The following is a 22,436-nucleotide window of genomic DNA, read 5'->3' on the forward strand; positions in this document are numbered from 1 at the left end:
AATAGAAACCATATCAGAGAAAATCAACGAGATTTAAGGGGGGAATTTGATGACAGATGATCATTTAGATATCAAAACACCAGAATATGTAGCCATACAGTTTCAAATTGCTGGATTAGGGAGCAGAGCCGCAGCCTTTATAATCGATCAGGCCCTGCTCATGATCATAAATATACTGACAATCGTGATACTTTTTTTCATAATGGGCGGGATGGAAACGTCGCCTTTTTTTCTTACGGAAAGTACCTTTCCCATTGCGGTTGTAGTTATAGGTTTATTTGTTCTAAATTGGGGCTACTTCTTTTTCTTTGAGTTTTTTTCTGGGGGTCGAACCCTTGGTAAAAAAGTGGTCGGGATCCGAGTGATTCAGGAAAATGGGCACAGCATTACATTGCTGTCTAGTTTTATACGAAATCTTGTTCGTCTGATCGATTCACTGCCAACAGCTTATTTTCTTGGTATTATCATGATATTTTTCCATCCTAAACATAAACGGCTTGGTGACCTTGTTGCTGGTACGATTGTCGTTCATGAACGAAAGGCCAAAAAGAAAAAGAAATTTACACCCATTGAAAAAGAAATTAATCTCAGAGGAATTACGGTGAACGACCTTGAATTGGATGACTGGACGTTAAAGTCATTTACGGCTAAGGATTGGAAGTTGGTGAGTACCTATGCAAGCCGTTTTCATCAGTTGCCAGTGGAGGAGCGAAATCGGCTGACAAAACAGATTACTGATTTGCTGCTGCCTAAAACTGGGATCGACGTGATAGGAAAAACGGAGACAGAATTAGAAAATACGCTACTTGTTCTTTACTTAAATCTTAAGGATGAATGGGAATTTGAGCTTTAGATATTTCACCTATAAAATTAAAGAGTATGAAATTCTACAAATAGTACATAATTCCTTTAGGTATTACCAACATTCAAAGGAGTATGTCCATGCATTGGTATGAAAAATTAAATCAATATTTCCCGATTGAGGAAATGAAATCAAAAGAACATATGCAGACTTTACTGAAAGAACGCTCTGAAATCTATCATAAGGATGAAGGGCCCAATCATGTTTTAATGTATGTAGAGCTTGATAATTTTATTTTCATCGATTATCTTTTTGTATCTAAAAATGCCCGTGGTCAGGGACTGGGTCATAAACTTATGGAAAAATTGAAGCACAGAGGGAAACCGATTATTCTGGAAGTGGAACCGGTGAACTATAAAGACAGTGATACAGCAAAAAGGCTTCATTTTTATAAACGAGAAGGTTTTGAACATGCAGAGTCAATTGGATATGCACGGAGGTCTTTAGCCACAAATGAAATTAATAAAATGGAAATACTTTTTTGGGCTCCAAATAATGAGTCAGAAGAAATCATATTTGATGCCATGAAAAAAACTTATAACTTAATTCATACCTATAAAGACAAACGCTTCTATGGCGAATCCTATCAACCGGTTGAAGAGGTACTGACTTTTAAAGAAGAAACTGAAAATGGAAATATACTTGATAATTTATAGTGTCCTTTATTCTAGTCATTTGGAACAATAAAACTCAGCCTTTTTCATTATAAAAAGCCTGGCCTCACTTTTCTGAAGTTCAGGCTTTTAATCTTACTTCATAAATAACTTGATTTTTTCCAGTCCGTTCTTAATATTTGGATAACGGAACGGTATATCAAACTTAGTTGTTTGTTTAAGGACACTTTTTTGATGGGAAAAGGTGTCAAAATTCCCTTTCCATGATAAGCTCCAATCCCGCTGGTACCAACACCGCCAAACGGCAAATATGGAGAGACAAAGTGATAAACGGTATCGTTAACACATCCGCCCCCGAAGGAGACCTTATTTAAGACTTCCTCTTGAATCTTGTAATTTTCCGTAAAGATATAGAGGGCAAGTGGTTTCGGATGGCGATGAATGCCCTCGATCACCTCTGATAAATCCTCATATTCCAGCACCGGTAGAAGAGGTCCGAAAATTTAATCCTGCATAATCGAATCTTCCCAGGTGATATCAGTTAAAAAGGTAGGCTCGATGGTTAATCGTTCCTTATCCGCATTTCCACCCATAAATAATTGCCCATTGTCCAAAAATGAAGAAAGTCGATTAAAATGCCTTTCACTGACAATCCGCGTAAAGTCAGGATTTTTTAAAGGGTCTCTGCCATACAATTCAAAGGTTGTTTCCTTAAATTGTTGGAGAAACACATCTTTAATTCTTTTATGAACATAAAGATAATCCGGGGCGATACAGGTTTGTCCGGCATTTGTAAACTTCCCCCAGGCAATCCGTTTAGCAGCCAGCTTAAGATTGGCATCCTCATGAACAATACAAGGACTTTTCCCACCCAGTTCTAATGTTACCGGAGTTAAATGTTTTGCAGCGGATTCCATAATAATTTTTCCTACAGGAACACTTCCTGTGAAAAAAATGTAATCAAGCTGTTCATTCAGCAAGGCTTGACTTGTTTCGACACCCCCTTGGACAACCGCAATAAATTTTTCAGAGAAAATCTCTTGAATCAGGGTCTCTAATACTTCGGACGTTTTCGGTGTCAATTCAGACGGTTTGATTATGGCGCAGTTTCCTGCGGCAATCGCACCAATTAACGGAGCGACTGCCAATTGAAATGGATAGTTCCAAGGTGCGATGATCAAAGCCACACCATAGGGTTCAGGATAAATATAACTATTCGACCCAATATGAGTTACCGGGGTTTTAACCTTTTTGGGTGCTGCCCATGAACGCAGATGTTTCACCGTAAAACGCAATTCTTCCAAAACAAATCCGATTTCTGATGTGTATGCGTCAAATTCTGATTTATTTAAGTCCGTTCTTAAGGCCTCCATTATTGTCTTTTCATTTTTTTTTTATGGAATTTCGTAACTTTTGAAGGGCTTCAATACGGAAATCGACATTTTTAGTTTTTTCCGTTTTGAAAAATGATTTTTGCTTGTTAATGAGAGAACTATAGGTCTCCATTCTTTAGCCACCTTTTATTTATTCCTACTTGAATGCAGAATGCTACTCCTTTATTAGCTTGTAAAGTTGAAACAGGTCATCCTTATAGAGAATTCGCGGAACAGGATAGAGAGGATTGGCTTCTGCGAGAGCCCGCTCGACCATAACGGGAATATCACTTTCAATAATCCCGCTTACTTTTTTAGGGATGTCCAACCTTTCCTTCAAATTCTTAATTGCCGCTATGAATTTCTCGGCATTTTGTGCGATTGGTTTCTCCGGGTCAGCAATGCCGATGACGTCTGCAAGTTCTGCTAACTGCCTTTGGACTGAATCACCGTAATACTCGAGGACATAGGGTAAGATGATTGCATTTGCAAGCCCATGGGGAACCGAATAGAATCCACCCAAGGTATGGGCAATCGCATGTACATAACCAACATACGCTCTAGTAAAAGCCATTCCAGCCAGATAGGCCGCCTTTTGCATATTTGAACGTGCCACAAGATTGGCCCCGTTTGCGTATGCTTCATCGAGATTATCAAAAATTAATTTTACAGCATCGATACTGTACAGTGCTGTATTCTTAGTATTACTCCTGCCAATATAGGCTTCAACCGCATGTGTCAAAGCATCAATCCCGGTTGCAGCATTGATATGAGGGGGGAGTTTGACAGTTAACAAGGGATCCAAAACGGCAAAATGCGGAATGAGTGATGTATCCATTATGGCATATTTTTCATGGGTTTTGCTATTAGAGACTACGGCAGCAAGGGTAGCTTCACTGCCTGTGCCAGCTGTGGTAGGAATCGCAAAGAGGGAGGAAGCTTCTTTATTATCTTTAATACACCTTTCATTTGTGGGACGGTTTTTTGGGGCTTAGCAACCCGGGCGCCTACACCTTTCGCACAATCCATCGGGGAACCCCCGCCAAACGCGACTATGCCTTGACAGTTATTATCCGAGTACATTTGTAATGCTTCTTCAATATTTTCAATCTTGGGATTTGGGACCGTTTTGTCATAGATTACGTAGCTAATATTTTCACTTCGAAGATCTTCTAGAAATTCATCCATCAGTCCAACCGAGACGATTCCTCGATCGGTTACGATTAAAACGTTTTCAACTCCTTGGTCTTTAATAAGTTTGGCCAGTTCCCGTAGACTATTTTCGCCCTCTAATAGTTTCGGTTCCCGCCAAGGCAGGAGGGAGGAGGTCGTTTTCATGACCCTTTGAAACGTTCGACAATAAGCTTTGTACATGACATTACCTCACTTACCTAAGATTTAGTAATCCTTGTTTTAAAATCACGGGAAATTCTAAATCACCAAAATACAAGGTACATTAGGAAAATAGTTCTATAATCAGAGATGTATACAAATTTTATATCTTATTTAATTTGGAAAAGTCAAGTTAGTTTTATGAATATAATTAAAATTATGAAAATATGACTAATGTTATGAAAAATCTGATGGGAAAGATTATACTGCTATTTTATTTTTATTTTATCAGGAAGGGAGGGAGAAAGGAGGATAAAATAAAAAAGCCTAGAAAACTAGGCTTTCATCTTAGTATGGGAATTGTGAAGAATAGTTGTTAAATTGCTGATAAGCCTGATCGATTTTTTGCTGTTCTTCCGCCTCAAGCTTATACCAGCCATGCTGGAACATTAAGTTATAAAGCTCACGGCTACTTTGGTGCGTTTCATTTAGGATTTGCAGTAATTCTTGATGCAGCTGTTCATGGCTGGCCTCTCGAACTGCAATATTTAAGCTGTCAGTTAAATATTTGCAGGTACTAAGCGCATCATTAATATAGTCACGATCGTTCATTTCCGGACTTTTTACCTTTGGCAGTTCACCAGTTTGCGGATTGGCTATTTGATTCTTGTTTTGGTTTTGTTGTGATTGTTGGTTTTGCATCACTTAACCTCCGTTTTTCTTTTTTGAGATTACTGTAGTTGTGTATTAGGTAAGCTTGCTAAAGCTGCATTATTATCGACTTGTAGGTGTCCAAGGATTCTTTTGAAATGATTTTGGTGCATTTGGCCGACTTTGTCGAGTGCTTGCTTAAATTGTGGATTTTGCACTTGCTGAGCCATAGAATGAAATTTCTTAAATGCAAGCAACTCCCATGACATAGCATCCTTTAAATATAAAAGATCCTTTGTGGTAATGGCTCGTGGCGGGTTGGGAATAGGCGGTTGATTATTTTGCATCATTTGCATAATAAGACTCCTTTACTATTTTAGTGTTTAACAAATATAGAATTTGCAATAGTGAGTGATTTTATGAAAAATACCAGTTGGTTAAAAAATAAAGACGCCTTATTTGGGTATATTAACGTTGGAGGTGATTGGGTATGGATAAGAATAAAAAACAAGGCAGTCGCACCGTTGAAGATAACCAAGCGGAGGCATCGCGCCATCAAGCTGGTTCATCAGGAAAATACGGAACTGAATTTGCTTCAACAGACAATAAAGTTACAAGAAAAATTGAGCCGTAAAAAGGCGCCCATTAAGGGTGCCATCTATTTTCTTTGATGTCCTGATAATTGATAAGGAAGAAGGCATATTTTGTGGAAACAGAGCAAATACATAAAGTGAATTTTAAAATGGAAGACATGGATGGAAAAATTGAGGTTAAAGGAGAAATATCTGGAGCAGCAAAAATACCGAATCATGATGATCTCAAATTTAAAGCAATTATTGCATTACTTAATTCTATAGATAAACAGAACTTTATAGTAACAGAGAATCTTCCATTATTTGATACATATGTAAAAGAAATCGAGGAAACGATTATGGAAGTCTCAAAGTACGAATCGTTTCAAGGTAAGAACATTAGGAGAGAATGAACATCCTAAATTTCAGCTTATGCCACTAGTTTAGGAATAGATTGGACGACAAACAGCCTAAAAGTATGTAGTATATCCCCCTGTCTTTTTTATGGAAAGGCTCATCTTTTTCTTAAAGTGCATACCATATCGGCAGGTGGTGAGTATATGTATAATCGAATCGACAATGATTTGTATGGAAACGAATATCGAAAGTCTGATTTTAATGGCGTAAGGCGGCAAATGGGTCTGCCGTATGAGTCAGAAACAGGACAACAAGCTATGCATCATGAAATCGACAATGATTTTCATGGAAATGAATATCAAGACTCTGATTTTATGGTTGTAGGGTGGCAAATGCACCCAAGCGGGGCAGAAGCAGGGCAACAAGCAATGCAGGATGGAATCGAAAATGATTTGTATGGAAATGAATATGAAGACTCTGATTTTAATGGCGTAAGGCAGCAAATGTTTCTGCCTTGTGAGTCAGAAACAGGGCAACAAGCATGGCAGGATGAAATTGACAATTGTTTGTATGAAAATGAATATGAAGACTCTGATTTTAAAAGTGTGAGGCAGCAAATGGGTCTGCCAAGCGGGGCAGAGACAGGGCAACAAACAATGAATCAGGCCGGATATCAAGCAGGGTTCCAGGCTGGGTTCCAGGCTGGGTTCCAAACGGGGTTCCAAACCGGGTTCCAAGCAGGTTTTCAAACTGGTAACCAAACTGGATTACAAACAGGGGCACAGGCAGGTGTACAAACGGCGACTCAAGTTGGTCCACAGACAGGAGCACAAACAGGAACTCAAGTTGGTCCACAGACAGGAGCACAAACGGGAACTCAAGTTGGTCCACAGACAGGAGCACAAACGGGAACTCAAGTTGGTACACAGGCAGGAACACAAACAGGAACTCAAGATGGGGCACAGGCTGAATCCCAAATAGGAACTCAAGATGGGGCACAAGCAGAAGCACAAACAGAGCAACAGCATCCTCACGCTGGGCATCAGTTTGGTCCAAGGGATTTTAGTTATGAGTAGATATAAATAATCATTGATTATTTAACAGTAAGTTGTTATATCGAAATTTATTCTTTAACAGTTTCACCATGTTGGTAAAACAGTAGAAAAAGAAAAAAGGCAGGTTGGATAACTAACACTCTATCTGCCTTTCTTTAATTTATCAATATTGTCTTTCATTTTCCTATTCAAGTTTAGCAGTAAACTATCATCCTTGTCCCGCCTTGGTAAGGTTCCAGAGGGCTTATCGGTTAAAAAGGGGTTTTTCTTCTTTTTTACTCCCACATGATCATCTCCCATACAAATCCCTGTCCATATATATACTGTTTGTATGGTCAAATTATGAAGGTTTTAATCAAAAAAGACAGGAGTATCTCCTGTCTTATCGTCTTATTTTGCGTAACGGCTATCTTTTAAGCGATCTACAGCTTCGTCACTTCTCTTAAATAATTCCCGTGTATACAATGATGGAGAAGTTCGTGGAACTGTTCGAGTAGCCTTCTCTTGTAAAAAAGGAGACTTAACTCTACCGCTGCGTCTTCCAACAATATTTACTACATTTTCTTTAGGTTTGTTAGTACGCTCTGGCATTTTATCCACTCCTTTCCTATCTATACCCTAATTCTATCAAACATACACTTTTTTATCTACAATGTTTGCCAATACGTTTGTTCTTCTTGTGGTTTTTTCAACCAACTATGTATCAAAGATAGATTAATGATGTGATCTATGTCTATATCCAATACATGCTCTTTTTCCGATTCGATTGAAATGACTACTGGAAAAACCTTTTCGAGGTAGGGGATAAGAACAGTTTGTTTGTTAATATGGACGACAGTATTATCATTAATGGAGTTCATTTGTTCTTCTGTAAGATTGATTCCGAGTACTGTCCCAACTTCTTGTTTAAAATGAGTGTTATGTTCTTTCTTGAATACGGTGATCTCTTGTCGGCAAGTTTCCCCATATGAAAATAGAAAATCCTCTAAACTCTCCCGGTAACTGTCTATTTCATCCCATTCTTGCGTTTCAAAAGAGGAAATTTGTATCATGTCCAATAAATATGTAAATTGTAAACTTCTATTCTGCGTTTGAGCAATGACTTTCTTCATCTCTTCATTGACACTTTCAACCTCATTGATTTGTTCCATTTCAGCGCCGCCGATTTTCTTGATAGATGGAGTAAGAAACAAGGCTAAATCAATAAAAATGAACATTCCTGCTAACAAAGTGTAACGTTGCCACTCTTTTACATCAAAACCTGTTTGATTGAGCAGCAGAACCACTTCAACAATAAACAAGAAATACCATGTTCTCCGAAGATTTTGTTTATGGTTAGCAAAAAGGTCTTTAAAGGCCCAACTTATGTAGAGAATGACAGCTGAAAATCCAGTAAGTATAAACCACTTGTTTTCTTGGGAGTAGGAGAGGATGGTATCTCCCCAGACCTTCTTCACGACAAGTAGAAGGATTACAAGAATGATAGGGATTAATATTTTTAGAATAATTTTGTTGTGGGGGTTCTTGTACCATTTTGCAGGCACCTCATGATTCCCGTCCATAATTCGCCTCCTCGTATGATTATATCATATTCTGGTAGATCTACCTCTTAAGGAATTTTATCATATATAATTGAATAGTTTATGTTGAACATAATTAACGGAAGTAATTTTATGGATATTTCAGCTGTTTTCATAGATAGAGATGGAACGATTGGTGGAAGTAAGGAAGAAATAGAAATACTAAAAAGGGGAACGCATAATGAAGGAATTAAAATATTTAAAAGATTATAAGCATGATGAGGGCCTTAGAAAAAGCTTCAATGAGCTTGCTGCGAAGGTATTTGGCATTAATTTTGAGGAATGGTACCAAAAAGGCTTTTGGAATAACCACTATATCCCTTTTTCTTATATGGATGGTGATAAAGTTGTCGCAAATGTTTCAGTTAACGTTCTAAATTTAGTTATAAACGGTGAGAAAAAAGATGCATTACAGATTGGCACAGTTATGACTCATCCTGATTATCGAAAGCGAGGCCTTTGTGCCAGTTTAATGAACAAAGTACTAGCTGAGTATGAGAACCAGTATGATTATATGTACTTATTTGCTAACCAAACAGTTTTAGATTTTTAACCGAAGTTTGGGTTTAAAGCAGTTAAGGAGTATCAATTTTCAATGCCATTTACACTAAGCCGAACAGATGTTTCTTGTATCCGGAAACTTAATGGTCACAATTCGAAGGATCTTCATTTTATTTTTGAATTTGCATCCGAAAGATTACCCGTATCTAAACTTTTTGGAACGGAAAATACTCAAGGGGTTTTAATGTTTTACTGTATGTACGTATTTAACAATGATGTTTACTATCTAGAGCGTGAGGATGTTATCGTAATCTATAAAAAGGATGAAAACCAAATTGATATTTTTGAGATTATTTCTAAAAAAGAAATAAATATTCAAGATATACTTTTAAAAATTACTGATAGAGAAACGAATAAAATTGTTTTTCATTATACCCCAGAATATGAAGGAATTAAAACAGAAGGTAATTTATATAAGGGGACCGAAGTATTGTTTGTAAGAGGAAGTAGTAACAATGGTTTTCCATTACAAATTAAACATCCTCTTACAGCACAAGCTTAACAAACTACATTATTTACTTTATGTAAGAAAAAGAGAAGGGGACTTAAAGAAATTTAGGTTTGAGATGAATGGAATAATTTGGATAGTTTCCTTATTGGAGAAGATTTGCTGTTCATTTTAAAGGTGGTGAAACTCCCTATTTAAATAATTACGTAAAATATAAATTTGACGTAATTATGACCATCAGGTAAAATATAGAAGTGAGGTGTTATTATGGTAAATCAGGATAAACAAACTAATTTTAAGAAATTACAAACCTTGCTGAACGAACTTCCTTGGTATGTTGAAGAATACATTAATCACAAGCTGCGGAAACTTTCGACCGCATCCTTATTTAATTACTGTCATGACTACAAAATCTTTTTCAACTGGATGATTATGGAGCAACTGTATCAAGGTCCCGTTAAGGATATTCCGTTAGAACGTCTCGAACACATGACAGTTTTAGAGGTTGAAAACTTCTTAAACTATCTCCATTATCAATTAGATAACAAGGAATTGACCGTTAACCGTAAATTATCAGCCTTAAAGTCGTTATTTAACTATTTGCAAAATATTGCTGAAACGCCTGATTTAAAGCCATATATTAACCGTAATGTCATGGCTAAAATCGAATTTAATGAAGTAAAAGACAGCATGGAAACGAAAGCAAATAAAATGGAAGGTAAAATCCTTCTTGGCGATGAATACGAAAAGTTTCGTTTGTTTGTAGCAAATGATTATGGTGAATTATATAAGGAAAATAAAAAGCGTTATAACTTTTATTTGTTAAATAAAGAACGAGATACAGCGATAGTTTCCTTAATTTTAGGATCAGGCCTGCGGCTTTCCGAGTTAGTCGGTATCGAATTAGACGATATTGATTTCAGTAAATACTGCGTAAGAGTGATTAGAAAAGGAAATAAAGAACAATTCGTTTATTTTAGCCAGGTGGCCATGGCTGATCTCCAGGAATATCTCACGGTGAGAGTTTCAAAGTATAAGGTCGATAAAACAAATAAAGCATTGTTTATTTCTGCACCGGTAGGTCCAAAAGGAAAATCACGAAGGCTAACAGCAAGATCTGTTGAAAAACTCATTGAAAAATATGCAGCGGCATTTGGTAAACCATCATTATCGGTACATAAACTAAGACATTCGTTCGCAACGAGATATCATGCAGAAATAAATGATGTGCCAAAATTAAGACGGCAACTAGGTCATTCGTCTATACAGACAACGATGATCTATACACATATTAAGAACGACGATTTAAAAATAGCTGTAGATAAAATGGATATGCCTAAAGAACAAATGGAATAAAATAATAAAAAAGCTGCCCCTTCTCGGCAGTTTTTCATTATTTTATTAGTTTACATAATATTATTATGTAAACAAATTCATATATTGTCTCATATCCTAAGTATACTTAAGAAAATGAGACGAGATTAAATTTTACAATAATCCTTCGGAAATTCTTCAGAGAAAAAAACGCCTAGGATCACCCTAAGCGCCATACATTAACCTACATTTTTCCGACCGGCAAACTGACTATTATATAAATCAGCATAAAAACCGCCTTTTTCCAATAATTCCTGATGTGTACCTTTTTCAATCACCGTACCATTATTCATGACCAGGATTAAATCAGCATCCCGAATGGTCGATAAACGGTGCGCAATCACAAAACTAGTGCGTCCCTTCATCAAATAATCCATTGCTTTCTGAATCTGTACTTCCGTTCGAGTATCGACACTGCTGGTTGCCTCATCAAGAATAAGAATCGCGGGATCCGCTAAGATAGCCCGAGCGATCGTAAGTAATTGCTTCTGACCCTGCGATATATTCGATGCTTCTTCATTTAAAATCGTATCATAGCCCTCCGGAAGTGTTCTGATAAAATGGTCAGCATTTGCAGCCTTGGCAGCTGCCAAAATTTCCATTTCCGACGCCCCTTCTCTTCCGTAAGCGATATTATCACGAATCGTACTGTTAAACAGCCATGTATCCTGAAGAACCATTCCAAACAGACTTCTAAGTTTCTCTCTTTTTAAATCCCTTGTATCAACTCCATCGATTAATATTCGACCGGAATTAAGTTCATAGAACCTCATCAACAAGTTTATTAAAGTAGTTTTCCCAGCTCCAGTTGGACCCACAATCGCAACCTTTTGACCTGATTTGACATCGATGTTCATATCTTCAATCAACAATTCATCTTTGTTATAACCAAAGGAAACATGTTCAAACCTTACATTACCCTCTGGTAGGTTAATTTCTTTTGGCTGAACCGCTTCTGGTACCTCTTCTGTTTCATCTAATATTTCGAACACGCGTTCCGCACTGGCGATTGTTGACTGAATGACGTTGGCAATTTGAGCTGTTTGTGCAATGGGCTGCGAGAACTGACGAGCATACTGGATAAAAGCCTGGATATCCCCGATTTCAATCCCCTTTTTAGTCACTAATAGGCCGCCTGCAACAGACACAAGCACATAGCCGATATTATTGATAAAAGACATAAGCGGCATAATCATTCCGGAAACAAACTGGGCCTTCCAGCCTGATTGATAAAGCTTGTTATTAATTTCTTCAAATTGTTCGATTGATTTTTTTTCTTGCCCAAACACTTTAACCACTTTATGCCCCGTATACATTTCTTCCACATGCCCGTTCAACTGACCAAGTGATTTTTGTTGTCCTTTAAAATACTGCTGTGATTTTTTCGCAATGTTAGCAGTAGCAAAAAAGCTTAGCGGCAGTGTAACGATGACAATCAAGGTCATTAATGGACTGATTGAAAGCATCATCACGATGACACCAATTAAAGTAACAACGGAAGTAATCAGCTGTGTTAAGCTTTGCTGCAGCGTGGTACTAATATTATCCACATCATTGACAGCCCTGCTTAGTATTTCACCATGGGTCTTAGAGTCAAAATACTTTAACGGCAGACGGTTCAGTTTTTCTTCCACTTCTTTTCTTAAATGATAGACGGTCTTTTGGGCTACCCCTGCCATGATATATCCCTGTAAATAGGCAAAAATGGCACTTAATATATAGAGACCAATTAAGAGTAATATGATTTGGCCAATATAATCAAAATCTATTTTAGCGCCAGGAACACCCTTAAAAATCATCATTAATCCTTCAAAGAGCTTTGTGGTGGCCTTACCCATTATTTTCGGGCTGACAATTGAAAAGACGGTACTAATGATTGCAGTGATAAGGACGGAAATGAGCTGCAATTTATAAGGCTTTAAGTAGACTACGAGTCTTTTAAGAGTTCCTTTAAAATCTTTTGCTTTTTGGACAGGCATCCCCATTCCACGAGGTCCGAATCCTCCTCCCGGACCTGGTCTTTGTGGAGCGGCACCGTCTTCTGGACGCTGATTTTTGGAATCCGTACTCATGCAATTTCCTCCTCTGACAGCTGTGACATTACAATTTCACGATAAACTGAACAAGATTCCATGAGTTTTTTATGTGTGCCAATTCCGGAAACTTTTCCATCATCTAAAACAATAATTCGATCGGAATCCATGATCGTACTTACCCTTTGTGCCACAATCAAGACGGTAGAATCGTCGGTTTCTTCTTTTAAGGCTGCACGTAGCTTTGCATCAGTCTTAAAGTCCAATGCTGAGAAACTATCATCAAAAATATAGATTTCAGGTTTTCTTACAAGGGCCCGCGCAATGGATAAGCGCTGTTTTTGACCACCTGAAACATTTGTTCCCCCTTGGGCAATAATCGAATCAAAACCCTCAGGCATCGATGAAATAAATTCATTTGCCTGAGCAATTTCTGCCGCATGATAGACTTCTTCATCGGAGGCATTATCTTTCCCATAGCGGATATTTTCAGAGATCGTTCCAGTAAAGAGAACAGCCTGCTGGGGAACAAAACCAATTTTTTGCCGAAGCTGTTCTTGTGTCATGTCGCGAACATCTACTCCATCTACAAGCACTTGACCATGATCAACGTCATAAAAACGTGGAATTAAATTAATAAGGGTTGATTTACCTGAACCAGTACCTCCAATAATTGCCGTCACTTCGCCAGGATGCATCGAAAAAGAAATGTTAGAAATAGCCGGCATTTCAGCACCTGGATAGCTGAATGTAACATCCCTGAATTCCACATTTCCTTTTTCGCCATCAAATGATGCAGAAGATGCTGGGTCCTTAATATCGGCCACTGTCTCAAGTACTTCATTAATCCTGACAGCTGAAACTGAAGCTCGCGGGATCATAACAAACATCATTGATAGCATAATGAACGAGAACATGATCTGCATCGCATATTGGATAAATGCCATCATATCCCCTACTTCCATATGTCCATTGCTGATCCGGTGACTGCCGAACCAAATTATCGCTACCGTGGTAAGGTTCAGGACAACCATCATAATTGGCATCATTGCCGCCATAATTTTATTAACCTTAATGGCGGTTTGCGTTAAATCCCAGTTCGCTTCATCAAAGCGTTTTTTCTCAAACTCTACTCGGTTAAAGGAACGAATAACCCGAATGCCGGTTAAATTCTCCCGTAAAACACGATTAAGTTTATCCAATTTAACTTGCATGGCTTTAAACAACGGAATTCCTTTTCTAGCAATCACCACGATCGCTGCAATTAGAAAAGGAATCGCCACCGCCAGGACCAGAGTGAGTTTCGCATCTTTTGAATACGCCATGATAATGCCGCCAATACACATCATTGGTGCAGCGGCCATCATTCTTAGCATCATAATCATTACTTGCTGTATTTGCGTAATATCGTTCGTTGTTCTTGTAATAAGCGATGCTGTCCCTAGTTTATCAAACTCATTTAAGGAAAAATTTCCCACGTGTGAGAAGACCTTGCTTCGTAATAATCTTCCGAAGCCGGATGCTGCTTTTGCTGAGAAAAAACTGGCGGCTATCGAACAAATCATACCGCCTGCTGCTACCAACAGCATAAAACCGCCGATTTTCCAAATATAGTGCGAATCACCAGTCACGACCCCTTTGTCCACGATATCAGACATGAGTGTTGGCAGGTATAATTCCGATAGGGATTGTAAAAGGACAAGCACAAGGACGAGGTAGATTGGAATCTGAAATGGTTTAAGATATTTGCTTAATTTTAACAAGAAGAACCCTCTCCATTTTCTAATGTTAAATTTTATTGATTATCTAATTGATTGAAATAATCATGTACCTTAAAGAGTAGTTCCGCTAACTGCTCGCTATCCTTTTCTCCTAAGTAATCGATTAGACCTAAGAAGGTTTCATTAAATTTCTTTCTGGCTTGTTCTGTTGCTTTTAGTCCAGCCTCCGTCAGGCTAATCTTTACAGCCCGGCGATCTTCAGGATTGATGGTCCGTTCAATATAACCATCCTTTTCTAAACCATTGATGATTTGTGTTACCGTTGGCGGGGTCACTCTCAATTTCTGACTGATTTCTGAAACCTTCATCTCACTATTATTCTCATTTGCACGTTGAATCAGGAACAGTACCCTGAATTCACTTGGGTTAAATCCGGCTATTTTCTTTTCATTTCTTCCAGTTTTGCGGAATTGCTGAAAAGCCTTAATAAGTTTATGTGCCGTTTCATTTTCTGTCCCAGCCATTTATATCACCTCTTTTATTCACCAGACTAATAGTTAGGTAACTTAATTATTTATAGACCTAAGTATATTCCACTTAAGGATGTTCGTCAATTTTCAATATAAAGAAAAAACACAGAAGATCTCTCCTGTGTTTTGAACGTATCCACACTCAACTTTAACATCATGATGGTTTAACATCTGCTTTAAAAAGCTTCCAGTGTCCACGATCATAATACCAAATAGATTCAACTAAAGCGATCGTATCCGCATTTGCGATCCCTGTCACCTTCTGCTGCCCCTTTAGACCGATTCTTTGTTTGTCGATGTGAATCGGTTCCACATGGTTATAATTGTTTACTGTAAGTTCCGTTGGCTCATTTAATTTTCCTCTATAATAAAAACCGAGTTTTTTGTAATAGTCTTTGCGCTTTTTTAAATCAAACAAATAGGATTTTCCAGTGTCGGATAATTTAATTTCTGCTTTGTACCCATTTTTAAATTTTGCATCCATCTCGAGCGGTTCAGGAACCGTTAACTCGGTTCGGACAAAATTCTTTAAGGTATACAAATAGCTCTTAACAGTGCCCTCGGTTCCACTTGATAATATGTTTGCAAATAAGTCCTTCAATCCATCATGGTTTAAATCTACTATCTTCAGCGATGCCTTAGTACCACTTTCTAATGGGAGGCTGTATGTTCTGCCATTTGACGCCGATATTTCGATATAAATATTTTGTAAATTGGCCTCTTCATCTTGATCAGGTACCCCTTTTAGGAAGATGGTCTCATTTTGTCTATCACCAGTTAAATCTGCCTCCTGTTTGGAAATGGTGACCGTTTTGTTTTTTTCTTCAATCGCATAAACCCCTGTTATGGTCGACAGCGATATAAGAAAAAACGAAATGATTACTAGCAGCATCTCTTTTTTCATCCAGTTCCCCTCCACATCCTTTTGTTTTACTTAGTATGTCCAATTTTGGGAAAAAAATGAAAAGAACCTCCTGATTTCCTAGGAGGTTCTTTTCATTTTTTTATTCGGTTACCGCTGATGGTACGGATACTTTCCAAACGTTTGTTACTTTGCCGTTCTCATCCTCATCAAGAATAAATGAGCCATTAGAGTAACGGTCACTAAAGCTAATATCCACTGTTTTTAGCGTTTCGGAATAGCCTTTTTCTGTCTCAATTATAATTAAGTCTTGTTCATTTGCGATGACAAAGCCGGTTATCCGATGCGGTTTTGCTTTAAGCTCCCTTAGTATGACCACACCACGCTTCGCACGTGTTGCTTTTTCAAACTCTTTTAACTTCATGCGTTTTAAGGCGCCACGCTGGGTAGCTACCACAATGGATTCGCTGCTGCCTGGAGTAATCAGCTTTCCGCCAATGACTACATCGTCGTCTTTTAAGTTAATGCCTTTTACACCCGCAGCCCGCTGTCCGACGATACTGATTTCTTCCTCATGGAACCATAAAGCATATCCCAAGTTCGTGACTAAGAAGAGCTCTTTAGAGCCATCAGTTAAATGAACATCAACCACCTGGTCGTCATCCTTAAGATTTACCGCAACAAGAGGTTTAGAGTAGCGCTGCGCTTTATAGGCTTTCAGCTCAGTCTTCTTAACCATGCCATTTTTCGTTACAAAAACAAGATAATCATCCTTCTCAAAGTCTTTAACGGAAATGGCGTGAATAATCTCCTCATCACGGTCAATTGGAATAATGTTGGCTATGTGCTGGCCGAGATCCTTCCAACGTATATCCGGCAGCTCGTGAACAGGGCAGAACAAGTAGTTCCCCTTATTGGTAAAGAGCAATAATACATCTTTTGTATTCATATCTAATTGGGCAAGGAGACGGTCGGATTCCTTCATTGCCAAATCTTGTCCGCCGGATGCCGCAAAAGAACGCTGACTTGTCCGTTTGACGTAACCTTCTTTTGTCACTGTAACAATGACATCTTCGCTTGGCACGGTGACATCAAGGTTGATTTTAATTTCTTCGATTTCCGCTTCAATCTTAGAACGGCGTGAATCGACAAAGCGTTTTTTCACGTCTTTGAGCTCTTTTTTAATGACAGATAATAATTTTTTCTCACTAGCTAAGATGCTAGAAAGCTCTTCCACTTTTTTGGCTAACTCTTCTGCTTCCTGACGTAAAGCTGTGATGTCAGTATTTGTTAAACGGTAGAGCTGTAAAGAGACAATCGCTTCTGCCTGTATTTCTGTAAAGGCAAATTTCGCAATCAAGTTATCTTTTGCATCCCGTTTGTCCTTAGATGCGCGGATGGTGGCAATGACTTCATCAAGAATCGATAAAGCCTTCATTAAACCTTCAACTATATGCTGGCGTTCCTTCGCTTTATTGAGGTCATATTGAGTACGTCTGGTCACAACTTCTTTTTGATGCCCAATATAGGCATCGAGTAACTCACGAATTCCCATAAGTTTCGGGCGTTTATTATAGATTGCGACCATATTAAAGTTATAGGTTATTTGAAGGTCACTATTTTTGTATAAGTAATTCAAGACACCTTCTGCGTGTGCGTCCTTTTTTAATTCAATCACGATTCTAAGACCGGTTCGGTCCGTCTCATCACGAACCTCTGACATTCCTTCAACTTTTCGATCGATTCGGAACTCATCCATCTTCTTGACGAGGTTGGCTTTATTAATTTCGTAAGGTATCTCCGTAATAACGATTTGCTGCTTACCGCCGCGAACCTCTTCAATCTCAGCTTTTCCTCGGACAATGATTTTCCCTTTACCAGTTTCATAGGCTTTTTTAATGCCTTCTATGCCTTGAATGATTCCGCCAGTAGGGAAATCTGGTCCTTTAATCACGGTCATGAGTTCATCTACGGTTGAATCCGGTTGATCCATTCTCATGATCACGCCATCAATGATTTCACCCAAATGATGTGGAGGAATATCGGTGGCATAACCGGCTGATATTCCTGTTGAACCATTTACAAGTAAGTTTGGGAACATGGCTGGTAAAACAGTCGGTTCCTTTGATGTATCATCAAAGTTTGGAATAAATTCTACTGTATTTTTTTCGATATCCCTTAAAAGTTCAGCGGCGATCGCCGAAAGTCTTGCTTCTGTGTAACGCATCGCAGCGGGCGGGTCACCATCGACGCTACCGTTGTTTCCATGCATTTGGACAAGCACATTCCGAACCTTCCAATCTTGACTCAAACGCACCATCGCCTCATATACAGAAGAATCACCATGTGGGTGATAGTTACCAATAACATTACCGACTGTCTTTGCCGATTTACGAAACCCTTTATCAAAGGTGTTGCCTTCCACATGCATAGCATATAAGATACGCCGCTGTACAGGCTTTAATCCGTCCCGCGCATCCGGCAGTGCACGTTCTTGGATAATATACTTACTATATCTTCCAAAACGATCACCAATTACATCTTCTAGAGGTAAGTCCCGAAATTTTTCAAGTGCACTCATCCTTCAGTAACCTCCTCGGAGACGGTAATATTTTCATTTTCTAAAATCGTATCATCTTCTTCTAAACCGAATGCTACATTACTTTCAATCCATTTACGACGCGGTTCGACCTTATCACCCATTAGCGTAGTAACACGTCGCTCCGCTCTTGCGATATCATCAATCTTAACGCGGATTAATGTCCGTGTTTCTGGGTCCATTGTGGTATCCCATAGCTGGTCTGCATTCATTTCGCCAAGTCCTTTGTAGCGCTGAATGATATAGCCTCTACCAACTTTTTTAATAGCTCCTTGAAGCTCATCCTCGTTCCATGCATATTCGATTATTTCTTTTTTCCCTGAGCCTTTACTTACTTTATATAGCGGTGGAAGGGCAATAAACACTTTACCTGCTTCAAGAAGCGGCTTCATATAACGATAAAAGAAGGTAAGCAATAGAACTTGGATATGGGCACCGTCTGTATCAGCATCTGTCATAATGACAATTTTGTCATAATTGATGTCTTCGACTGTAAAATCGGCACCAACGCCTCCGCCAATTGCGTGGATAATCGTGTTAATTTCTTCGTTTTTGAAAATATCAGAGAGTTTCGCTTTTTCTGTGTTGATAACTTTTCCACGGAGTGGAAGGACAGCTTGAAAACGGCGGTCACGGCCCTGCTTGGCAGAACCTCCCGCAGAATCACCCTCTACTAAGTAGAGTTCATTCTTTTGCGGGTTCCGTGATTGTGCCGGTGTCAGCTTTCCAGAAAGGACGGTTTCTCCTCTTTTCTTCTTTTTACCGCTTCGTGCATCCTCGCGGGCTTTTCTTGCTGCTTCCCGGGCCTGATACGCTTTAATCGATTTTTTGATTAATAAGGAACTAATATCAGGATTTTCTTCTAAGAAGTAGGATAAATGTTCAGAAACAACGGAATCTACTGATGATCTCGCTTCACTCGTACCGAGTTTTCCCTTTGTTTGTCCTTCAAATTGTAACAGTTCTTCTGGGATTCTCACGGAAATAATCGCGGATAATCCTTCACGAATATCGTTACCGTCTAAATTTTTGTCTTTTTCCTTAAGAAAAGCAACTTTGCGGGCATAGTCATTGAATACCCTAGTCATGGCGGTTTTGGCTCCGGCCTCATGTGTACCGCCATCCCTTGTTCTTACATTGTTAACAAACGACAAGACATTTTCAGAATATCCATCATTGAATTGAAATGAAAATTCTACTTCAATCCCGTTTTGAGATCCTTCAAAACTGACAACTGGATGGAGTGTCTCTTTATCTTCGTTTAAGTATTCAACAAAAGCCTCAATACCATTATCATAATGAAAAACTTCGTGAATATCATTACGCTCATCAATAATTTCGATTTTTAAACCTTTTAACAAGAAAGCTGATTCTCTCAGCCGTTCACATAGAGTTTCAAGGTTATAGGTAGTGGTCGAGAATATGGTTGGATCAGGCTTAAAATGAATCGTTGTCCCCGTTTGATTCGTTTTGCCGAGTTTTTCGAGTGTTGTGACCGGTTTACCGCCATCCTCGAAACGTTGTTCATATACGAAGCCATCTCGTTTAATTGTTACGATTAACCATTCAGATAAGGCATTTACGACTGATGCACCTACACCGTGCAAACCACCGCTGGTTTTGTAGCCGCCCTGGCCAAATTTACCGCCGGCATGGAGCACAGTTAAAATCACCTCAGGTGTTGGTTTTCCCATTTTATGCATACCTGTAGGCATTCCTCTACCCTTATCCATAACACTTATGGAATTATCTTTGTGTATTCTTACAATGATTTGATCACCGAATCCGCCTAGTGCTTCATCTACAGAGTTGTCAACGATCTCATACACAAGATGATGAAGACCCCGTGAATCAGTGCTGCCAATGTACATACCTGGGCGTTTTCTAACTGCCTCAAGACCTTCTAGTACCTGGATGGCATCATCATTGTAGTCAAAAGCTTGCTGATTTCTTGCCACTAAAATACCCCTTTCATACCTAAAAAACATAAATGGCGTTCACCGCCATTTTCACAATTAATTAGTAAAACATTCGTTTAAAAGAGTTCATTATCCTTTAAATTTATCCAATAGAACTAATGTTTGCCACATTTATTTTAACACATCTTCTTGCGGCGTCTATGCTTAATTGTAGCGATTAATTTCGATTTGGCAAATATGTATTTAAAAACAACATTTTTTTGTAATACAATTTTAGCTGTTTACAGGGGGTGAAAAATAAAAAAACTGCTAAAAAATAGCAGTTCTTTATCTTGTCATTGCATATTCAATTTTAATGCAGCGATCCATAATGACGGTATACCCCTTTTCTTTTAAAAATTGATAGGCTTCTTCATTTGCAAGACCGAGCTGGGCCCAATATATGTCGGCATCAATCTCATCAAATTCTTTTGCGACATCGAACAATTGTTCGGAACGTCGGAAAACATTGACAATATCTACATGCCCCTGGATATCTTTTAAAGAAGCTACTGCCTTAACACCTAGGACATTGTCAACAGCTGGATTCACAGGGATAATTTCGTATCCTGCATCTTGCATAACTTTTGATACTTGGTAGGAAGCCTTTGCAGGATTGTCGCTTAAGCCCACAACAGCGATTCTCTTTGCCTTATTCAAAATAGCACCAATTTCCTCACGGCTTGGATTTTCAATTGCCATCATTACCACTCCTTGGAATTATTATCTTTATTTTACCCTTTTTGATAATAAAAGCCAAAATAAAACGCTTGCAAAATCGAAAAGCGAAAGCGCCTTGACCAGGGGCGCAAGGCTACAGTCGAGCCTTCTTGACGGATTGATTTAAAAGTGGAGGCGACTGTCCTGGGACTCTAGGCTAAGACGCACCATGCAAGTAGGCGCTTTTTGCCTTCTTCAGGGGGTGGATTATGACTCGAGTCCAAAGGAGCCGGAACTGGATAAGCTTATGACCCCGGGCCCCTAGGCGCTGTAGCTAGCCGTTTAATTGGGAGCTTACCTTAAGAAACAGAGATTAGTTCTTGTTTCGCTGTTTCATTTACTTTTGGTATTGAGACGCAAAACCGGGCACCATGTTTTTGGTTTTCTGCCATAACCAATCGGTTCATATTTTCTAGTATCATCTTAGTCAAAAAAAGGCCCAAACCTGTTCCTTGCGGCCTCGTTGTAAAATAGGGATCAAAAATTTTATCTAGGAGCTCAGGCTCTATTCCCCCGGCATTATCCGTGATTTCGGCTGTAATAAATTTTGATGTTTCACGTAATTTTATCGTTATTTTTCGATCCTTAATATCCTTTTGAATAAAGGCATCGCGGGCATTGGTTAAAATGTTCAACACCACTTGACTATATTCGTTTGGGAAGCCGTATGCCATCAGCTCACCCCGATATTCAAATTCCATTCTAATCCCATAATATTTTAGACTGGAGGAAAAAATCGACAAAGCGTCCTCAATTGAACTTCCAATCGAAAAAGGGCCCCTTTCGTTATTCGGTTTGTAAAATTTCCGAAAATCATTGATGGTACGGGACATATGTTTGATCTGAATCATGCTTTCCTTCGTGAATTTATCAATATAGATTTCATCAAGCTGACCAAACTCAAATTCCTCCCGTACATCTTGGATGATTAGGGATAAGCTATTTAAGGGCTGGCGCCATTGATGGCCAATACTGGCTATCATTTCCCCCAGCGCAGCAAGACGAGAATGCTGAATAAGGAGACGATCTTTTTGTCTGTTTTTTTCTACTTCATCTTGAATCTTTTTTTCTAGGTTTCGATTAATGGCTTCGTACTTTTCCGCTAAATCTCGATAACAACGTTCACTGTCTTTCAGCTTCTTCATCAGGATACGGCTCTTAAAAACATATAAATAAATAGTGAAAATGATATAACCAATCATCAAGGATAAGCTAATATATATGTATATCATAA

At 38.7% G+C, this 22,436-nt stretch carries 20 protein-coding genes and 2 pseudogenes; 8 read left to right on the forward strand and 14 right to left on the reverse strand.

Going from position 1 to position 22,436, the window contains the following annotated elements; all coding sequences use genetic code 11:
• Positions 1-49 precede the first annotated feature (49 nt).
• Together M3226_RS17470 and M3226_RS17475 are read left to right on the forward strand one after the other, a co-directional pair.
• On the forward strand, positions 50-853 hold the full coding sequence (locus M3226_RS17470) for an RDD family protein (protein WP_251567437.1): 804 nt from the start codon (positions 50-52) through the stop codon (positions 851-853).
• Between the two features lie 89 nt (positions 854-942).
• Positions 943-1,518, forward strand: coding sequence for a GNAT family N-acetyltransferase (locus M3226_RS17475; RefSeq protein ID WP_251567439.1), 576 nt, complete (start codon positions 943-945; stop codon positions 1,516-1,518).
• A 93-nt stretch (positions 1,519-1,611) separates the two neighbouring features.
• Here the strand turns inward: M3226_RS17475 and M3226_RS17480 are convergent.
• From M3226_RS17480 to M3226_RS17495, 4 genes and pseudogenes are all read right to left on the reverse strand, one after another.
• Positions 1,612-2,982, reverse strand: a pseudogene (locus M3226_RS17480) (aldehyde dehydrogenase).
• A gap of 42 nt (positions 2,983-3,024) precedes the next feature.
• Positions 3,025-4,223, reverse strand: a pseudogene (locus M3226_RS17485) (iron-containing alcohol dehydrogenase).
• A gap of 306 nt (positions 4,224-4,529) precedes the next feature.
• Positions 4,530-4,883 carry a spore coat protein gene (locus M3226_RS17490; RefSeq protein ID WP_144564895.1) on the reverse strand — a complete coding sequence of 118 codons (354 nt, stop codon included), beginning with the start codon at positions 4,881-4,883 and terminating at the stop codon, positions 4,530-4,532.
• A 29-nt stretch (positions 4,884-4,912) separates the two neighbouring features.
• Positions 4,913-5,182, reverse strand: coding sequence for a ferritin-like domain-containing protein (locus M3226_RS17495; RefSeq protein ID WP_251567690.1), 270 nt, complete (start codon positions 5,180-5,182; stop codon positions 4,913-4,915).
• A gap of 140 nt (positions 5,183-5,322) precedes the next feature.
• Here M3226_RS17495 and M3226_RS17500 point away from each other — a divergent pair, with 140 nt between their 5' ends.
• The 3 genes from M3226_RS17500 to M3226_RS17510 all read left to right on the forward strand — a co-directional run bounded on the left by M3226_RS17500 (position 5,323) and on the right by M3226_RS17510 (position 6,837).
• Positions 5,323-5,466 carry a hypothetical protein gene (locus M3226_RS17500; protein WP_186446444.1) on the forward strand — a complete coding sequence of 48 codons (144 nt, stop codon included), beginning with the start codon at positions 5,323-5,325 and terminating at the stop codon, positions 5,464-5,466.
• Between the two features lie 72 nt (positions 5,467-5,538).
• A complete protein-coding gene (locus tag M3226_RS17505; protein WP_251567447.1) occupies positions 5,539-5,817 on the forward strand; it encodes a hypothetical protein in 279 nt (92 codons plus the stop codon).
• A gap of 147 nt (positions 5,818-5,964) precedes the next feature.
• Positions 5,965-6,837: a hypothetical protein gene (locus tag M3226_RS17510; protein WP_251567449.1), complete on the forward strand. Its 873-nt coding sequence runs from the start codon at positions 5,965-5,967 to the stop codon at positions 6,835-6,837.
• Between the two features lie 369 nt (positions 6,838-7,206).
• On the opposite strand, the gene M3226_RS17515 is transcribed toward M3226_RS17510, so the two are convergent.
• Together M3226_RS17515 and M3226_RS17520 are read right to left on the reverse strand one after the other, a co-directional pair.
• The gene (locus M3226_RS17515) at positions 7,207-7,407 is read right to left on the reverse strand and encodes a hypothetical protein (protein WP_251567451.1); all 201 of its coding nucleotides are present in this window, start codon (positions 7,405-7,407) and stop codon (positions 7,207-7,209) included.
• Positions 7,408-7,463: 56 nt separating this feature from the next.
• Complete coding sequence (locus M3226_RS17520) at positions 7,464-8,378, reverse strand: type II toxin-antitoxin system SpoIISA family toxin (protein ID WP_251567453.1); 915 nt, start codon at positions 8,376-8,378, stop codon at positions 7,464-7,466.
• 199 nt (positions 8,379-8,577) lie between these two features.
• On the opposite strand from M3226_RS17520, the gene M3226_RS17525 reads away from it, so the two are divergent.
• The 3 genes from M3226_RS17525 (at position 8,578) to xerS (ending at position 10,761) form a co-directional block, all read left to right on the forward strand.
• Complete coding sequence (locus tag M3226_RS17525) at positions 8,578-8,949, forward strand: GNAT family N-acetyltransferase (RefSeq protein WP_251567455.1); 372 nt, start codon at positions 8,578-8,580, stop codon at positions 8,947-8,949.
• A 42-nt stretch (positions 8,950-8,991) separates the two neighbouring features.
• Positions 8,992-9,459 (forward strand): hypothetical protein, encoded by a 468-nt coding sequence (locus tag M3226_RS17530; protein ID WP_251567457.1) that lies wholly within the window; start codon positions 8,992-8,994, stop codon positions 9,457-9,459.
• 213 nt (positions 9,460-9,672) lie between these two features.
• Positions 9,673-10,761 (forward strand): tyrosine recombinase XerS, encoded by a 1,089-nt coding sequence (gene xerS / locus M3226_RS17535; RefSeq protein ID WP_251567466.1) that lies wholly within the window; start codon positions 9,673-9,675, stop codon positions 10,759-10,761.
• Positions 10,762-10,958: 197 nt separating this feature from the next.
• On the opposite strand, the gene M3226_RS17540 is transcribed toward xerS, so the two are convergent.
• The 8 genes from M3226_RS17540 to M3226_RS17575 form a co-directional block, all read right to left on the reverse strand.
• On the reverse strand, positions 10,959-12,851 hold the full coding sequence (locus M3226_RS17540) for an ABC transporter ATP-binding protein (protein ID WP_285857895.1): 1,893 nt from the start codon (positions 12,849-12,851) through the stop codon (positions 10,959-10,961).
• Entirely contained in the window at positions 12,848-14,575 is a 1,728-nt protein-coding gene (locus tag M3226_RS17545) for an ABC transporter ATP-binding protein (RefSeq protein WP_251567468.1), read from the reverse strand. The genes M3226_RS17540 and M3226_RS17545 overlap by 4 nt, the downstream gene beginning before the upstream one ends.
• Positions 14,576-14,607: 32 nt before the next feature.
• The gene (locus M3226_RS17550; RefSeq protein ID WP_251567470.1) at positions 14,608-15,057 is read right to left on the reverse strand and encodes a MarR family winged helix-turn-helix transcriptional regulator; all 450 of its coding nucleotides are present in this window, start codon (positions 15,055-15,057) and stop codon (positions 14,608-14,610) included.
• A gap of 160 nt (positions 15,058-15,217) precedes the next feature.
• On the reverse strand, positions 15,218-15,967 hold the full coding sequence (locus M3226_RS17555; protein ID WP_251567473.1) for a hypothetical protein: 750 nt from the start codon (positions 15,965-15,967) through the stop codon (positions 15,218-15,220).
• A 100-nt stretch (positions 15,968-16,067) separates the two neighbouring features.
• The gene (gene parC, locus M3226_RS17560) at positions 16,068-18,506 is read right to left on the reverse strand and encodes a DNA topoisomerase IV subunit A (RefSeq protein WP_251567474.1); all 2,439 of its coding nucleotides are present in this window, start codon (positions 18,504-18,506) and stop codon (positions 16,068-16,070) included.
• Positions 18,503-20,482, reverse strand: coding sequence for a DNA topoisomerase IV subunit B (gene parE / locus M3226_RS17565; protein WP_308211957.1), 1,980 nt, complete (start codon positions 20,480-20,482; stop codon positions 18,503-18,505). Before parE ends, parC begins: the two co-directional genes overlap by 4 nt.
• Positions 20,483-20,770: 288 nt before the next feature.
• A complete protein-coding gene (locus M3226_RS17570) occupies positions 20,771-21,184 on the reverse strand; it encodes a CoA-binding protein (RefSeq protein ID WP_251567695.1) in 414 nt (137 codons plus the stop codon).
• A gap of 317 nt (positions 21,185-21,501) precedes the next feature.
• Entirely contained in the window at positions 21,502-22,434 is a 933-nt protein-coding gene (locus M3226_RS17575; RefSeq protein ID WP_251567478.1) for a sensor histidine kinase, read from the reverse strand.
• Positions 22,435-22,436: the final 2 nt, after the last annotated feature.

The organism is Neobacillus cucumis (assembly GCF_023715505.1).

Coding starts and splice junctions, on each gene's coding strand:
- M3226_RS17570 (WP_251567695.1), bottom strand. CDS start 21,184: ATGGCAATTGAAAATCCAAGCCGTGAGGAAATTGGTGCTATTTTGAAT.
- M3226_RS17530 (WP_251567457.1), top strand. CDS start 8,992: ATGCCATTTACACTAAGCCGAACAGATGTTTCTTGTATCCGGAAACTT.
- M3226_RS17490 (WP_144564895.1), bottom strand. CDS start 4,883: ATGCAAAACCAACAATCACAACAAAACCAAAACAAGAATCAAATAGCC.
- M3226_RS17525 (WP_251567455.1), top strand. CDS start 8,578: ATGAAGGAATTAAAATATTTAAAAGATTATAAGCATGATGAGGGCCTT.
- parC (WP_251567474.1), bottom strand. CDS start 18,506: ATGAGTGCACTTGAAAAATTTCGGGACTTACCTCTAGAAGATGTAATT.
- M3226_RS17510 (WP_251567449.1), top strand. CDS start 5,965: ATGTATAATCGAATCGACAATGATTTGTATGGAAACGAATATCGAAAG.
- M3226_RS17575 (WP_251567478.1), bottom strand. CDS start 22,434: ATGATATACATATATATTAGCTTATCCTTGATGATTGGTTATATCATT.
- M3226_RS17515 (WP_251567451.1), bottom strand. CDS start 7,407: ATGCCAGAGCGTACTAACAAACCTAAAGAAAATGTAGTAAATATTGTT.
- M3226_RS17520 (WP_251567453.1), bottom strand. CDS start 8,378: ATGGACGGGAATCATGAGGTGCCTGCAAAATGGTACAAGAACCCCCAC.
- M3226_RS17500 (WP_186446444.1), top strand. CDS start 5,323: ATGGATAAGAATAAAAAACAAGGCAGTCGCACCGTTGAAGATAACCAA.
- M3226_RS17550 (WP_251567470.1), bottom strand. CDS start 15,057: ATGGCTGGGACAGAAAATGAAACGGCACATAAACTTATTAAGGCTTTT.
- M3226_RS17475 (WP_251567439.1), top strand. CDS start 943: ATGCATTGGTATGAAAAATTAAATCAATATTTCCCGATTGAGGAAATG.
- M3226_RS17555 (WP_251567473.1), bottom strand. CDS start 15,967: ATGAAAAAAGAGATGCTGCTAGTAATCATTTCGTTTTTTCTTATATCG.
- M3226_RS17495 (WP_251567690.1), bottom strand. CDS start 5,182: ATGATGCAAAATAATCAACCGCCTATTCCCAACCCGCCACGAGCCATT.
- M3226_RS17470 (WP_251567437.1), top strand. CDS start 50: ATGACAGATGATCATTTAGATATCAAAACACCAGAATATGTAGCCATA.
- M3226_RS17540 (WP_285857895.1), bottom strand. CDS start 12,851: ATGAGTACGGATTCCAAAAATCAGCGTCCAGAAGACGGTGCCGCTCCA.
- xerS (WP_251567466.1), top strand. CDS start 9,673: ATGGTAAATCAGGATAAACAAACTAATTTTAAGAAATTACAAACCTTG.